This is a genomic window from Gryllotalpicola protaetiae, from assembly GCF_003627055.1.
GTDB classification, from domain to species: domain Bacteria; phylum Actinomycetota; class Actinomycetes; order Actinomycetales; family Microbacteriaceae; genus Gryllotalpicola; species Gryllotalpicola protaetiae.
In genome coordinates, this window is the sequence record NZ_CP032624.1 from 3,243,525 (window position 1) to 3,256,119 (window position 12,595).

The following is a 12,595-nucleotide window of genomic DNA, read 5'->3' on the forward strand; positions in this document are numbered from 1 at the left end:
GAAGAACGCCGAGGAGGTGTGCGGATGCTTGAACTGCAGTCGACCGACACCCAGCTCGACGCCGCCGTCGAAGCGCTCGCAGGCCGCACGATCACGGTGTTGACCGGGGCGGGAGTGAGCACCGACTCCGGCATCCCCGACTATCGCGGCGCAGGCGCCCCGCGTCGCAACCCGATGACCATCGAGCAGTTCCTGGCGTCACCGCGGGCGCGGCAGCGGTACTGGGCCGGCTCGCACCTCGGCTACCCCCTGTTCAACTCCGCCCAGCCGAACGCCGGCCACCGCGCGCTCGCCGAGCTCGAGGCGCACGGCAACGTCGCCGGCGTCGTGACGCAGAACGTCGACGGGCTGCACGTGCGTGCGGGCTCCCGCCACGTCGTACCGCTGCACGGGGCGATGGACCGGGTCGTGTGCCTGAACTGCGGCCAGGTGTTCGCCCGCCCGGATATCGAGCTGCGCATCGACGCCGCGAACCCGTGGCTCGCCGCCCCCGAGGCCGTCGTGATCAACCCGGACGGCGATGCGGAGGTCGCCGAGGTCGACGAATTCGTCGTTCCGGAGTGCACGGTCTGCGGCGGCCCCCTCAAGCCCGACGTGGTGTTCTTCGGCGAGTTCGTGCCGGTCGACCGCTTCGCCGAGGCGAAGGCGCTCATCGCGGCATCCGACGCCCTGCTCGTCGCCGGCTCGTCGCTCGTCGTCAACACCGGCATCCGCCTCATCGAGCAGGCCCGCCGCCGCAAGCTGCCGATCGTCGTCATCAACCGCGGCGAGACCAAGGCCGACAGCCGCGCGACCGTGAAGATCGACGGCGGAGCATCCGAATACCTCACGGCACTGGCTGACAGACTGGAGCGGTGACCCGCGTCTCCCTCGTCCGCCATGGCCAGACCGACTGGAACCGGGACGGGCTCCTTCAGGGTCGTACCGACATCCCTCTGAACGACACCGGTCGCGAGCAGGCGCATGAGACGGGGCGAGCGCTGCGGGTGCGCAGCTTCGACGGCATCTACGCCTCGCCGCTCGCGCGCGCGTTCGAGACGGCCGCGATCATCGCGGGCGAGCTGGGGTTGCCCGGACCGGTCGCCGTTCCCGGGCTCGAGGAGCGCGGCTACGGCCGTGCGGAGGGCATGAACGGCCCCCAGATCCGAGCGGCGTTCGGCGACAACCGCGCCGACATCCCCGAGTGGGAGAACGACGAGACGCTGCTCGCGCGCGTGCTGGGCGCGCTGTCGACGCTGGCTGCGCATCATGCGGGCGAGCGGATTCTCGTGGTGGTCCACGGCGGCGTCATCGGCGCCGTCGCGCGGCATCTCACCGGCGGCGAGCGGCCGGCGAAGGGCGAGTTCGTCGGCAACGCGTCGGTGCACGACTTGGAGGTCGTCGACGGCGAGCTGCAGCTCGTGACCTTCAACGTCGCGCTCGACGAGCTGACCGAGCTCGACGTCGACGTCGAGGTGGGCGCCGCGGACTGAGCCGGGGCCGATCGGAAGTCGTCACGAGCTAATCGAGCGACTGCAGCATCTCGAAAAGAGCGCGCGCAGAGGCAGCCCAGTTGAAGGCGGCGGCCTGAACGAGCCCGGCGCGGCTTGCCGCGATCCAGGCATCCGGCGATTCGAGCGAGCGGATGCCGCGCGCGACGTCCGCCGGCGATGCGGGGTCGACGAACGCCGCGGCCTCTCCCCCGACCTCCCGGAAGATCGCGATGTCGCTGGCGACGACCGGCGTGCCGAGCCGCATCGCCTCGATCACCGGGATGCCGAAGCCTTCGTCCCACGAGGTCGTGACGAGCGCGTGCGCGCCGAGCAGCGCGGCCTCGTAGTCGGCGTCACTCGCGCCGTCGTGGAATACGAGCGCGGCGCCAGGGGCGAGGTCGGCGAGGCGGGTCCGCTCGGCAGCCGTCACCGGGCTCATCAGATGCAGCTCGTAGCCGCGCCCCAGCAGCGGCATCGCGCGCACCAGCGCATCGATGTTCTTGTACGGCACGAACTGGCCCATGTGCACGAGCCTCAGCGGGGCATCCACGGGCGGGGTGCGGGCGGATGCCTGCGCGAGCGCCCCCGCCGAGGGCTCAGGCGCAGCGTTCGGGACGATGAAGACCGGCCGCCTCGTGAGGTGGTGCTCGGCGATGAGGTCCGCGGTCGTCTGCGACACCGAGACGACGGCGTCGCCGCCGTTCAGCAGCATCCGCTGCGGCCACCACGCCAGGTGGTACAGCCGCCACGCGATCTTCACGTACCAGGGCATCGTGCGCGGCGGCGTGCGGTGCACGTAGTAGATGAGGTCGTGCACGGTCAGCACGAGCTTGTACTTCCGGCCCCGCGAGCCCATCGTCTGCATCGGCGTGAAGACGACGTCGGGGTGCAGGCGGTTGACCTCGCGGGCGCGCCACGGCTCCCCCGGGCCGGTCTGCGAGCCGATCAGGTGCCATGGCAGGCCGGCGGGCAGGTTCGCGAGCTGCGCCTCGTCGCTGATCAGCAGCTCGACCGGCGTCAGCTTCGCGAGCTCGCGCACCAGCTCGGCGCTGTAGCGGCTGATGCCGTCGTGCCGCCCCGTGCGCACGTAGCGGCAGTCGAACAGCACCCTCACGACGGTCGGCTCGCGTGGCTCGCGAGGAACCCATCGATGAGCGCGGCCGCCTCGGCGGGCTTCTCGTAGTGGATGAGGTGGCCGACTCCGTCGATCACCTCGAGCGTGCCGTCGGGCAGCAGCCCGGCGAGGCGGCGCTCGGCGGTGAGCGGTGTGATCTGGTCCTGCGCGGCGGCGACGAGCAGCACCGGCAATTCGAGCCGTGCCGCGTATTCGCTGACATCGTGCGACACCGACGCGCGGAACGCCTCGAGCAGCGACGAGCGATCGGCGAACAGCGAGAAGTAGGCGTCGTGCTGCGCATGGATCCAGCGGCGCAGCTCAGGCTCGCGCGTCGTCGCCATCATCACGCTCATCGTGCGCACGATCGCGGGGCTGCGCAGCAGCGCGTTCCCCGCCCGCGCGGGCAGGGCGCTCGCGAGCCAGTAGTAGAAGACGGCCGCGCCCGTGCCGACCGCTTTCGGACCCTTGAGCGCTGGCGCGCCGATCGGGTTCACGAGCACGGCGACGGATGCCTCGACCTGCCTCTGCGCCAGCGCTGCGGCCACCACGATCGAGCCGAAGGAGTGGCCGAGCAGCGTCACCGGGCGGTCGGGCACGACGGCCCGGCTGAACTCCCCCAGCCAGCGCGCGTAGCCGTCGATGTCGTGGGGGCGGTCGGTGAAGGCATCCGACGCCCCGAAGCCGGGCAGGTCGGGGGCGATCACATGCCGGCCCGCAAGACGCTCGACGACGGGCTCGAGTCCGTGGTGGTCGCCGCGGAAGCCGTGCACGGCGATCACGGGGCCCGCGCCGGCATCCGCCGCCTCGCCGGCTGTGTCCGTCACCCCGTAGGTGACCCAGCGCGTGACGCCACCGGGCAGCTCGATCTCGTGCATCGCTCCCAGGCTACCGAGCGTCGCAGTCGGCCCGTGTCAGGGGTGCCTCCTAACCTGGAGCCATGAGCGGATGGCATGAGCAATTGGGCGTGTTCGACCTCGAGACGACCGGGGTCAACACCGAGACCGCGCGCATCGTCACGGCGCACGTCGGCGTGATCAACGAGCAGGGCATCACGGTCTCCCGACAGGACTGGGTGATCGACCCGATGGTCGAGATCCCCGAGGCCGCCGCCGCCGTTCACGGCTACACGACCGAGCGCGTGAGGCTCGAGGGTATGGACGCGGAGACGGGCGTCGCCGAGATCGTCGCCGCACTGCGCGTGCTCTTCGAGCGCGGTGTCCCGGTCGTGGCCTACAACGCGCCATATGACTTCACGGTGCTGAACCGCGAGGCCAAGCGCTTCGGCGTCGCGCCGCTCGAGAACCCCCTGCCCATCATCGACCCGCTGGTGATCGACAAGGCCGTCGACCGCTACCGCAAGGGGAAGCGCACCCTCGAGATCACCGCCCAGTTCTACGGCGTCGACCTCGGCGACGACGCGCACGACGCCGGCTTCGACGCCATCGCGGCCGGCCGCGTCGCGCAGGCGATCGCCGTCAAGTACCAGGCGCAGCTCGCGATGACGGCGGCCGAGCTGCACGCGCAGCAGATCGACTGGTTCCGCCAGCAGGAGGAGAGCTATGCGGAGTTCCGGCGCAACAAACTCGGCGACCTGAACTTCGTCGCGACGGGCACCTGGCCCGAGCGCTTCTGAGAATGCGAAAAGGCCCTGGGCGTGAGCCCAGGGCCTTTGTCGTAAGCCGAGTTACTTCTTGGCACCGAAGTTCTTGAAGCGCTGGTTGAACTTCTCGACGCGGCCGGCGGAGTCCATGATGCGCTGCTTGCCCGTGTAGAACGGGTGCGACTCAGACGAGATCTCGACGTCGATCACCGGGTAGGTGGTGCCGTCGAGCTCGATCGTCTTGTCGCTCGTCACGGTCGAACGCGTGAGGAACGTCGCGCCCGAAGCCAGGTCGCGGAAGACCACGGGGGCGTAGTTCGGGTGGGTGTCAGCCTTCATAGTGAGTTGCCTTTTGAACGTCGGTTGCGATTGGTGTGTGAAAAACGTCGGCCCGCTCCGGCGCAGAGCGCTGGGGGCCAAACACCGATTCTATCAGGTCGTCGGAGTGGTCACGACTTGGCGCGCGCCGTGAACCGACCGTCGCTCTCTTTGACCTTGATGGCGATGCCGAAGGCGGACGACAGCACGTCGGAGGTGAGTGTCTCGCGAATCGGGCCTGCGGCAGCGACCCTGCCGCCGGAGAGCACGATTGCGTGGGTGAAGCCGACCGGCACCTCTTCGACGTGGTGGGTCACCATGATGATCGCGGGGGCCGACGGCGACCCGGCGTAGCCGCCGAGCAGCTGCACGAGCTCTTCGCGGGCGCCGAGATCGAGCGATGCGGCCGGCTCGTCGAGCAGCAGCAGCTCGGGATCCGCCATGACCGAGCGGGCGATCTGCACGCGCTTCTGCTCGCCGTCGGAGAGCTCGCCGAACTTGCGGTCGGCGAGGTGGTCGACCTTCCACTCGGCGAGCACGCGGTGGGCTCGGCGTTCGTCGATGTCCTCGTACTCCTCCTTCCACCGCGCGGTGATGCCGTACGCGGCGGTGAGGACGATGTCGAGAACGGTCTCGCCGTAGGGCAGGCGGCGCGACAGGGCGCTCGAGGCGAAGCCGATGTGCGGGCGCAGCTCTGCCGGGTCGATCTCGGCCGTGTTCTCGTCGAGCAGCGTCACGGTGCCCGAGGTGGGGGCGAGCTGTGCGGCGGCGAGCTGCAGCAGGGTCGTCTTCCCCGCGCCGTTGGGGCCGAGAACGATCCAGCGCTGATCGCTCGTCACAGTCCAGTCGACGCCCTCGAGGATCGTGTTGCCTGACCGCTCGACGGCGGCGGACTGCATGCTGACGACGGTGCTCGACATGTCAACAACCCTATCGGGAGATCACACCAGGCTCTCGTAGACGGTGAGCGTCTGTGAGGCGATCGACGACCACGAGAAGGCATCCCGTGCGCGCTCGTAGCCTGCCGCCCCCATGGCCGCAGCCCGTGCCGGGTCGCTCACCACCTCGATGAGCGCGGTGGCGAGATCGGCGACGAACCTCTCGGGGTCGATCGGCGTCCCCGTGCCGTCCTGCGCCTGGTCGATCGGCACGAGCCGGCCGGTCACACCATCGACGACGACCTCGGGGATTCCGCCGGTTGCGGTCCCGACGACGGGCAGCCGGCAGGCCATCGCCTCGAGGTTCACGATGCCGAGCGGCTCGTACACCGACGGGCACACGAACACGGTCGACGCCGACAGCACGGCGGTGAGCTTCTCGCGCGGCAGGATCTGCTCGATCCACACGACGCCCGAGCGCGCGGCCTGCAGCTCGGCGACGAGGCCCTGCACCTCGGTCATGATCTCGGGGGTGTCCGGTGCGCCGGCGCACAGCACCAGCTGAACCTCGGCGGGCAGCGCCTTGGCCGCGCGCAGCAGGTAGGGCAGCCCTTTCTGCCGGGTGATGCGGCCGACGAACACGACGGCGGGGCGATCGGGGTCGACGCCGAGCGACCGGGCGACCTCGCGATCGGGGTTCGGTTGCCAGGCCGACAGGTCGATGCCGTTGTAGACCACGTGGGTCTTGGCCGGATCGATCGCCGGGTACGAGCGCAGGATGTCGCGGCGCATGCCCTCCGACACGGCGATGACGGCATCCGCCGCCTCATACGCGGTCTTCTCGATCCAGCTGGAGACCCGGTAGCCGCCGCCCAGCTGCTCGGCCTTCCACGGGCGCAGCGGCTCGAGGCTGTGCGCGGTCACGACGTGCGGGACGCCGTGCAGCAGCTTCGCGAGATGGCCCGCGCTGTTCGCGTACCAGGTGTGCGAGTGCACGAGATCGGCGCCCTGCGCGGTCTGGGCCATCTGCAGGTCGACGCCGAGGGTGGCGAGCGAGGGGTTGGCGGATGCCAGCTCGGAAGGCACCGCGTAGGAGAACACCTCCGCCTCGTCGCGCGGTTTTCCGAATGCGTGCACGCGCACCTCGGTGCGGGCGCGCAGGGCTTTCACGAGCTCGGCGACGTGCACCCCCGCGCCGCCGTACACCTCGGGCGGATACTCCCGTGTCATGAGGTCGACTCGCATGGTCATGACGCTAGTACAGGCCCGTCGGGCCAACTAATGTCGGTTGCATGAGGGCGGGTAGGAAGATCTTCGGTGTGGTTCTGGCCGGCGGCGAGGGCAAGCGCCTCATGCCGCTCACGGCGGACCGTGCGAAGCCCGCCGTTCCGTTCGGCGGCCAGTACCGCCTCATCGACTTCGCCCTGTCGAACCTCGTCAACTCCGACCTGCGGCAGCTCGTCGTGCTCACGCAGTACAAGTCGCACTCGCTCGACCGGCACATCTCGCAGACCTGGCGCCTGCCCCAGCTGCTCAACTCGTACGTGTCGTCGGTGCCGGCCCAGCAGCGCCTCGGCAAGCGCTGGTTCTCCGGCTCGGCCGATGCGATCCTGCAGAACCTCAACCTGCTGCGCGACGCCAAGCCCGACATCGTCGTCGTGGTCGGCGCCGACCACGTCTACCGCATGGACTTCGCCCAGATGATCGAGGCGCACATCGCGTCGGGGGCTCGGGCCACGGTCGCGGCGATCCGCCAGCCGATCGCGCTCGCGAATCAGTTCGGGGTCATCGAGGTCGACGCGAAGCAGCCGGACAAGATCGGCGCGTTCCGTGAGAAGCCGTCCGACCCGATCGGCCTGCCCGACTCGCCTCACGAGGTGTTCGCTTCGATGGGCAACTACGTCTTCGACGTCGACGCGCTCGTCGAGGCGGTCGAGAGCGACGCGGAGCGGCCTGAGTCGAACCACGACATGGGCGGCGACATCGTGCCGTATTTCGTCGAACGCGGCGAGGCCGGCGTCTACGACTTCAAAGACAACGACGTGCCGGGGTCGACCGAGCGCGACCGCGCTTACTGGCGCGATGTGGGAACCATCGAGTCGTTCTTCGAGGCCCACCAGGACCTGATCTCGGCGCTGCCGATCTTCAACCTCTACAACCGCGAGTGGCCGATCTACTCGCAGGAGCTCAACTCGCCCCCCGCCAAGGTCGTGCGCGACGCCCGCGGCTCGATCGGGGCGACGATCGACTCGATCGTGTCCCTCGGCTCGGTCATCTCCGGCGCGCACGTCGAGCGCAGCGTGCTCGGCCCGTGGACCCTGATCGACTCGGGCGCGAACATCACGGACACCGTCGCGTTCGACCGCGTCACGATCGGCCCGGACGCGCACGTGCGCCGCGCCATCCTCGACAAGGACGTCGTCATCGAGCAAGGCGCAGAGGTCGGCATCGACTTGGCGCGCGACCGGGCGCGCGGGTTCACCGTCACCGAGTCCGGCCTGGTCGTGGTCGGAAAGGGAGTTCGCGTCCTTCCATGAGCCTGCCTCTTGAGCAGACGGGCGCGGCCTTCCTCGTCGTCCTCGACGCCGACTCGACGCTGCTGCACGATGAGGTCATCGAGCTCATCGCCGATCACGCAGGCACGACCGCTCTGGTCGCCGACATCACGACGCGCGCGATGCTGGGCGAGCTCGATTTCGCCGAGTCGCTGCGCGAGCGGGTCGCGACCCTTGCGGGGCTTTCGACGGATGCCTTCGCCGAGGTGCGCTCACGGCTGACCGTCACCACCGGGGTGCGCGAGCTGATCGACGGCGTGCACGCCGCAGGCGGCAAGGTCGGCGTCGTCTCCGGCGGGTTCCATGAGGTGCTCGACCCGCTCGGCGCAGAGCTCGGGCTCGACTTCTGGCGGGCGAACCGCTTCGAGGTCGACGGCGGCCGGCTGACGGGCCGCGTCGACGGCGAGATCGTCGACGCGCTCGGCAAGGCAGAGGCTCTCAGGGAGTGGGCGGATGCCTCAGGCATCCGCGAATCGCGCACCGTCGCCGTCGGCGACGGCGCCAACGATCTCGAGATGATGGCGGTCGCCGGGCTCGCGGTCGCGTTCAACGCGAAGCCGCGGGTGCGCGCCACGGCCGACGTGATCGTCGACGTGCAGGACCTGTCGCAGCTGCTCCCGCTGCTGGGCCTGCGGGGCTAATGCCCCATTCCCAACCCGCCGTCGACGGGGATGACAGCGCCTGAGATGTAGCCGGCGTCGTCGCTCGCGACCCACGCGACCGCCTTCGCCACCTCGGCCGCCGTGCCATATCGACCCGCGGGGATCGCCTTCTTGTAGGCGGCCGTCTGCTCTTCGGGCAGCTCGGCGGTCATGTCGGTCTCGATGAAGCCGGGGGCGACGACGTTCGCCGTGATGCCGCGGCTGCCGAGCTCGCGCGTGATCGAGCGTGCCATGCCGACGAGGCCGGCCTTCGACGCCGAGTAGTTCGTCTGACCCGGGTTGCCGTAGAGGCCGGAGACCGACGAGATGAACACGATGCGGCCGAACTTCGCCTTGAGGAATCCCTTGAGCGCGCGCTTCACGACGCGGAACGAGCCGCCGAGGTTGGTGTCGACGACGGCGTCGAAGTCCTCCTCGCTCATGCGCAGCATGAGGGTGTCGCGGGTGATGCCGGCGTTGGCCACCACGACCTCGACGGGGCCGAGTGCCGCCTCGACCTCGCTGAACGCGGCGTCGACGGCCGCGGCATCCGTCACATCTGCGCGCACCGTGAGCGTGCCCTCCGGGCCCTCCCCCGAGCGCGCCGTGACGGCGACGCGATGGCCCTTGGCCACGAACTCCTGGGCGATGGCGAAGCCGATTCCGCGGTTTCCGCCGGTGACCAGCACGGTGCGGGGGGTGGTGATGTGAGGCATACGGGAATCGTATTGGCAGGCGAGACGTAGGCTTGACCGAAGCCCATGAAAGCCACCGCGCATACCATCACCTCCCTGCCGCCGTCGCCCGACGCAGAGCGCCGCAAGCGCATGATCGAGTACTCGATCATGATGGGCGTCCGCGTGCTGTGCGTGCTCGCCTGCATCTGGGTGCGGGGCTGGTGGCTGCTCATTCCGGCGGTCGGTGCGATCTTCTTGCCGTATTTCGCCGTCGTCGTCGCGAACGCCGTGCAGGTGGGCGACGGCGGCCAGGTCGAGCGGCCCGGCGCGCTCGTGCGGCACGACGACCGGCGATGAGCCTGTTCGGCGAGCCCGGCGCGCGCGAGTGCTCGCGGTCCGGGTGCCGTGAGGCCGCGGTCTGGCGCATCGACTGGCGGAATCCCCAGATCCATACGGGCGATCGCGGCAAGACCTGGCTCGCGTGCGACGAGCATCGCGAGTTCTTGAACGGATTCTTGAGCTCGCGCGGCTTCCCGGTGTCGGTCAGTCCGTTGAGTCAGGAGCCTGAGGCGCCTGCTCACTCGGCTGGATGACGATCACGTCGGGGCCGCTGCGCCTGGCAGGGCGCTCATTCGACTCGGGCGCGCTCGCATCGATCGACGCGCGCGGGCGTGGCCCTGGCGGCGCGATGGCGACCTTCCCCTCGATCCCCCAGCGGGAGAGGGGGATGAAGCCGTCGAGCAGCTCGTCTTCCACCTCGGCGTCGGTGAACTTCTTCTTCGCCGCCCGCTGACGCCGCTTGCGGGCGCGCTCGCGCTCTTCGGGGTGGTCGGCGTTGATGCGCCGGAACTCGGTGCGCATGCCATACCAGAGGCCCGCGAAGCCGATCATCGCGATCAGCACCCACTGCACCATGTAGGACCAGTGGATGACGGTGCCGACGGTGGGCGCACCGCTGATCACCGTCGTGAGCGCGGTCGCCGAGGCCGGCGTCTGCGTGTCGAGGAGGCCGTAGGCGCCGGTGTAGACCGCGCCGTCGCCGAGACGCTGTTTGATCTGGGCGAGGTCGATCGACTCGATCTGGTTCTTGATCGCCGGGGTCGAACCCTTGGTGGACTCCCCCGGCTCGATGCGCGCGACAAGCGACACCGTGCCGGCCGGAGGCTTCGGCTCGGCCTTCGGCCGCTGCGGGTCGGAGCCCGCGTCGATGCAGCCGCGGTCGACGATGAAGATCCTGCCGCTGTCGAGTCTGAGCGGGGTCAGCACCTCGAAGCCGGTGTCATCGCCGCACGGCCGGGTGCGCACGAACAGCTGGTCGCTCGCGAGGTACTCCCCCGTCACCGTGACCGGCTTCCAGATGTCGTGGGCGTCATAGGAGTCGAGGGTCGGCAGCACGCTGTCGAGCGTGACGGGAGTCGCATCGAAGTTGGCCGCGACCCGGGTGTTGTAACGGGTGGCCTGCTGGCCGCGGTCGTACTGCCAGTGCGACAGGAAGCCGCAGATCGCCGCGAACACGACGGCGGCCACGATGTACAGAATCCACCGCCGCGTACGGGTGAACTCCCACCCGACCATGCCCTCGGTGGTCGTGTCGTAGACCGCCGCGGTCTTGCGCTCGAGTGCGCCGGGGCGTCGCCTCTCCACGGCGCCGCTCTGGCGGCGCTGCAGGGAGCCCTGAGGGCGACGATCGGACACTGCGTAGATCTTCTCGCGAGTTGCTTGGCGGTTCCTTACGCCAGCTCGACGAGCTCCACGTAGTCGGGGGTCCAGAGGTCCTCGGTGCCCTCCGGCATGATCAGCACGCGCTCGGGATTCAGCGCCTCAATGGCACCCGGGTCGTGCGAGACCAGAACGACGGCGCCCGAGTAGTGCGCGAGCGCGTCGAGGATTTCCTCACGCGATGCGGGGTCGAGGTTGTTCGTCGGCTCGTCGAGCAGCAGCAGGTTCGCCGACGACACGACGAGCATCGCGAGCGCGAGACGCGTCTTCTCGCCGCCCGACAGCACGCCGGCCGGCTTGTGAACGTCGTCGCCGGAGAACAGGAACGAGCCGAGCACCTTGCGGGCCTCGGTCTCGGTGAGGTGCGACGACACCGACACCATGTTCTGCAGCACCGAGCGGGCGACATCGAGCGTCTCGTGCTCCTGTGCGTAGTACCCGATCTTCAGTCCGTGGCCCGGCTCGAGCTCGCCCGTGTCGGGCGCGTCGACGCCCGCCAGGATGCGCAACAGTGTCGTCTTCCCCGCCCCGTTGAGGCCGAGGATCACGACCTTCGACCCGCGGTCGATCGCGAGATCGACGGCGGTGAAGATCTCGAGCGACCCGTAGGACTTGGAGAGATCGGATGCCTTGAGCGGCGTGCGCCCGACCGGTGAAGGCTCCGGGAAGCGGAGCTTCGCGACCCGCTCGACCTGGCGCACCTCGTCGAGGCCGGAGAGCAGCTTCTCGGCACGCGCCATCATCTGGTGCGCGGCGGCGGCCTTGGTCGCCTTCGCGCCGAACTTCGCGGCCTGCAGCTGCAGCGCGGACGCCTTCTTCTCGGCGCCTGCGCGCTCCTTCTTGCGACGCTCCTCGTCGGAGGCGCGCTGGGCGAGGTACTTCTTCCAGCCCATGTTGTAGATGTCGATGACGGCGCGGTTCGCGTCGAGGTAGAAGACCTTGTTGACGGCCTCCTCGACGAGGACGACGTCGTGCGAGATCACGATGAAGCCGCCCTGGTAGTTCTTGAGGAACTCCCGCAGCCACACGACGGAGTCGGCGTCGAGGTGGTTGGTCGGCTCGTCGAGGATCATCGTCTCGGCGTCGGAGAACAGGATGCGCGCGAGCTCGATGCGGCGCCGCTGACCGCCCGAGAGCGTCTTCAGCGGCTGGTCGAGGATGCGGTCGGGCAGGTTGAGATTGCTCGCGATCGAGGCGGCCTCGGCCTCGGCCGCGTAGCCGCCGAGCGCCTCGAAGCGCTCCTGAAGGGTGGCGTAGCGGCGCATCGCCTTGTCGGCGACCGCGGGGTCGGCATCCGACATCTTGAAGGTCTGCTCGTGGATCTGCAGATTCAGCGTGCCGAGACCTCGCGCGTCGAGGATGCGGGTGCGCGCGAGCATCTCGGGGTCGCCGGTGCGCGGGTCCTGCGGCAGGTAGCCGAGTTCGCCCGAGCGCGTCACGGTGCCGTCGGCGGGCGCGAGATCGCCGGCGAGCACCTTGGTGAGGGTGGTCTTGCCGGCGCCGTTGCGGCCGACGAGGCCGATCTTGTCACCCTTCTGAACACGGAAATCGACGCCCGACATGAGAGTGCGGGCGCCGACCTGGATTTCGAGGTTCGAAACCGCCAGCATCAGATCGC

General features: G+C 69.4%; 14 protein-coding genes. 6 read left to right on the forward strand and 8 right to left on the reverse strand.

Annotated features, from left to right (window positions below; translation table 11 throughout):
- Nucleotides 1-24 precede the first annotated feature (24 nt).
- On the forward strand, nt 25-858 hold the full coding sequence (locus D7I44_RS15800; protein WP_120790374.1) for a Sir2 family NAD-dependent protein deacetylase: 834 nt from the start codon (nt 25-27) through the stop codon (nt 856-858).
- Nucleotides 855-1,472 carry a histidine phosphatase family protein gene (locus tag D7I44_RS15805; RefSeq protein ID WP_120790375.1) on the forward strand — a complete coding sequence of 206 codons (618 nt, stop codon included), beginning with the start codon at nt 855-857 and terminating at the stop codon, nt 1,470-1,472. Before D7I44_RS15800 ends, D7I44_RS15805 begins: the two co-directional genes overlap by 4 nt.
- A gap of 28 nt (nt 1,473-1,500) precedes the next feature.
- Here D7I44_RS15805 and D7I44_RS15810 read toward each other — a convergent pair whose 3' ends face one another.
- Both D7I44_RS15810 and D7I44_RS15815 read right to left on the reverse strand, forming a co-directional pair.
- A complete protein-coding gene (locus D7I44_RS15810) occupies nt 1,501-2,586 on the reverse strand; it encodes a glycosyltransferase family 4 protein (RefSeq protein WP_120790376.1) in 1,086 nt (361 codons plus the stop codon).
- Nucleotides 2,583-3,464 carry an alpha/beta fold hydrolase gene (locus D7I44_RS15815; protein ID WP_120790377.1) on the reverse strand — a complete coding sequence of 294 codons (882 nt, stop codon included), beginning with the start codon at nt 3,462-3,464 and terminating at the stop codon, nt 2,583-2,585. The genes D7I44_RS15810 and D7I44_RS15815 overlap by 4 nt, the downstream gene beginning before the upstream one ends.
- Before the next feature lie 62 nt (nt 3,465-3,526).
- Here D7I44_RS15815 and D7I44_RS15820 point away from each other — a divergent pair, with 62 nt between their 5' ends.
- A complete protein-coding gene (locus D7I44_RS15820) occupies nt 3,527-4,222 on the forward strand; it encodes a 3'-5' exonuclease (protein WP_120790378.1) in 696 nt (231 codons plus the stop codon).
- Nucleotides 4,223-4,273: 51 nt separating this feature from the next.
- Here the strand turns inward: D7I44_RS15820 and D7I44_RS15825 are convergent, their stop codons facing one another.
- The 3 genes from D7I44_RS15825 to glgA form a co-directional block, all read right to left on the reverse strand.
- Nucleotides 4,274-4,528, reverse strand: coding sequence for a type B 50S ribosomal protein L31 (locus tag D7I44_RS15825; RefSeq protein ID WP_120790379.1), 255 nt, complete (start codon nt 4,526-4,528; stop codon nt 4,274-4,276).
- A 110-nt stretch (nt 4,529-4,638) separates the two neighbouring features.
- Nucleotides 4,639-5,427, reverse strand: a complete 789-nt coding sequence (locus D7I44_RS15830) for an ABC transporter ATP-binding protein (protein WP_120790380.1) — start codon at nt 5,425-5,427, stop codon at nt 4,639-4,641.
- A gap of 21 nt (nt 5,428-5,448) precedes the next feature.
- Nucleotides 5,449-6,630: a glycogen synthase gene (gene glgA / locus D7I44_RS15835; RefSeq protein WP_120791007.1), complete on the reverse strand. Its 1,182-nt coding sequence runs from the start codon at nt 6,628-6,630 to the stop codon at nt 5,449-5,451.
- Between the two features lie 47 nt (nt 6,631-6,677).
- Between glgA and glgC the strand changes: the two genes are divergently transcribed.
- A complete protein-coding gene (gene glgC / locus D7I44_RS15840) occupies nt 6,678-7,922 on the forward strand; it encodes a glucose-1-phosphate adenylyltransferase (protein WP_120790381.1) in 1,245 nt (414 codons plus the stop codon).
- Nucleotides 7,919-8,581, forward strand: coding sequence for a phosphoserine phosphatase SerB (gene serB / locus D7I44_RS15845; RefSeq protein ID WP_120790382.1), 663 nt, complete (start codon nt 7,919-7,921; stop codon nt 8,579-8,581). The genes glgC and serB overlap by 4 nt, the downstream gene beginning before the upstream one ends.
- On the opposite strand, the gene fabG is transcribed toward serB, so the two are convergent.
- Entirely contained in the window at nt 8,578-9,288 is a 711-nt protein-coding gene (gene fabG, locus D7I44_RS15850) for a 3-oxoacyl-ACP reductase FabG (protein ID WP_120791008.1), read from the reverse strand. The two genes, serB and fabG, sit on opposite strands and share 4 nt — an antisense overlap.
- 54 nt (nt 9,289-9,342) lie before the next feature.
- Here fabG and D7I44_RS15855 point away from each other — a divergent pair, with 54 nt between their 5' ends.
- The gene (locus D7I44_RS15855) at nt 9,343-9,615 is read left to right on the forward strand and encodes a DUF3099 domain-containing protein (protein ID WP_120790383.1); all 273 of its coding nucleotides are present in this window, start codon (nt 9,343-9,345) and stop codon (nt 9,613-9,615) included.
- 186 nt (nt 9,616-9,801) lie between these two features.
- On the opposite strand, the gene D7I44_RS15865 is transcribed toward D7I44_RS15855, so the two are convergent.
- Complete coding sequence (locus tag D7I44_RS15865) at nt 9,802-10,953, reverse strand: SURF1 family cytochrome oxidase biogenesis protein (RefSeq protein ID WP_245979746.1); 1,152 nt, start codon at nt 10,951-10,953, stop codon at nt 9,802-9,804.
- Nucleotides 10,954-10,988: 35 nt separating this feature from the next.
- On the reverse strand, nt 10,989-12,587 hold the full coding sequence (locus D7I44_RS15870) for an ABC-F family ATP-binding cassette domain-containing protein (RefSeq protein WP_120790385.1): 1,599 nt from the start codon (nt 12,585-12,587) through the stop codon (nt 10,989-10,991).
- Nucleotides 12,588-12,595: the final 8 nt, after the last annotated feature.

Excerpts from the sequence above, each read along its gene's own strand:
- glgA (WP_120791007.1), bottom strand. The coding sequence starts at position 6,630 with ATGCGAGTCGACCTCATGACACGGGAGTATCCGCCCGAGGTGTACGGC.
- D7I44_RS15820 (WP_120790378.1), top strand. The coding sequence starts at position 3,527 with ATGAGCGGATGGCATGAGCAATTGGGCGTGTTCGACCTCGAGACGACC.
- D7I44_RS15800 (WP_120790374.1), top strand. The coding sequence starts at position 25 with ATGCTTGAACTGCAGTCGACCGACACCCAGCTCGACGCCGCCGTCGAA.
- D7I44_RS15870 (WP_120790385.1), bottom strand. The coding sequence starts at position 12,587 with ATGCTGGCGGTTTCGAACCTCGAAATCCAGGTCGGCGCCCGCACTCTC.
- glgC (WP_120790381.1), top strand. The coding sequence starts at position 6,678 with ATGAGGGCGGGTAGGAAGATCTTCGGTGTGGTTCTGGCCGGCGGCGAG.
- D7I44_RS15825 (WP_120790379.1), bottom strand. The coding sequence starts at position 4,528 with ATGAAGGCTGACACCCACCCGAACTACGCCCCCGTGGTCTTCCGCGAC.
- D7I44_RS15855 (WP_120790383.1), top strand. The coding sequence starts at position 9,343 with ATGAAAGCCACCGCGCATACCATCACCTCCCTGCCGCCGTCGCCCGAC.
- D7I44_RS15830 (WP_120790380.1), bottom strand. The coding sequence starts at position 5,427 with ATGTCGAGCACCGTCGTCAGCATGCAGTCCGCCGCCGTCGAGCGGTCA.
- serB (WP_120790382.1), top strand. The coding sequence starts at position 7,919 with ATGAGCCTGCCTCTTGAGCAGACGGGCGCGGCCTTCCTCGTCGTCCTC.
- D7I44_RS15815 (WP_120790377.1), bottom strand. The coding sequence starts at position 3,464 with ATGCACGAGATCGAGCTGCCCGGTGGCGTCACGCGCTGGGTCACCTAC.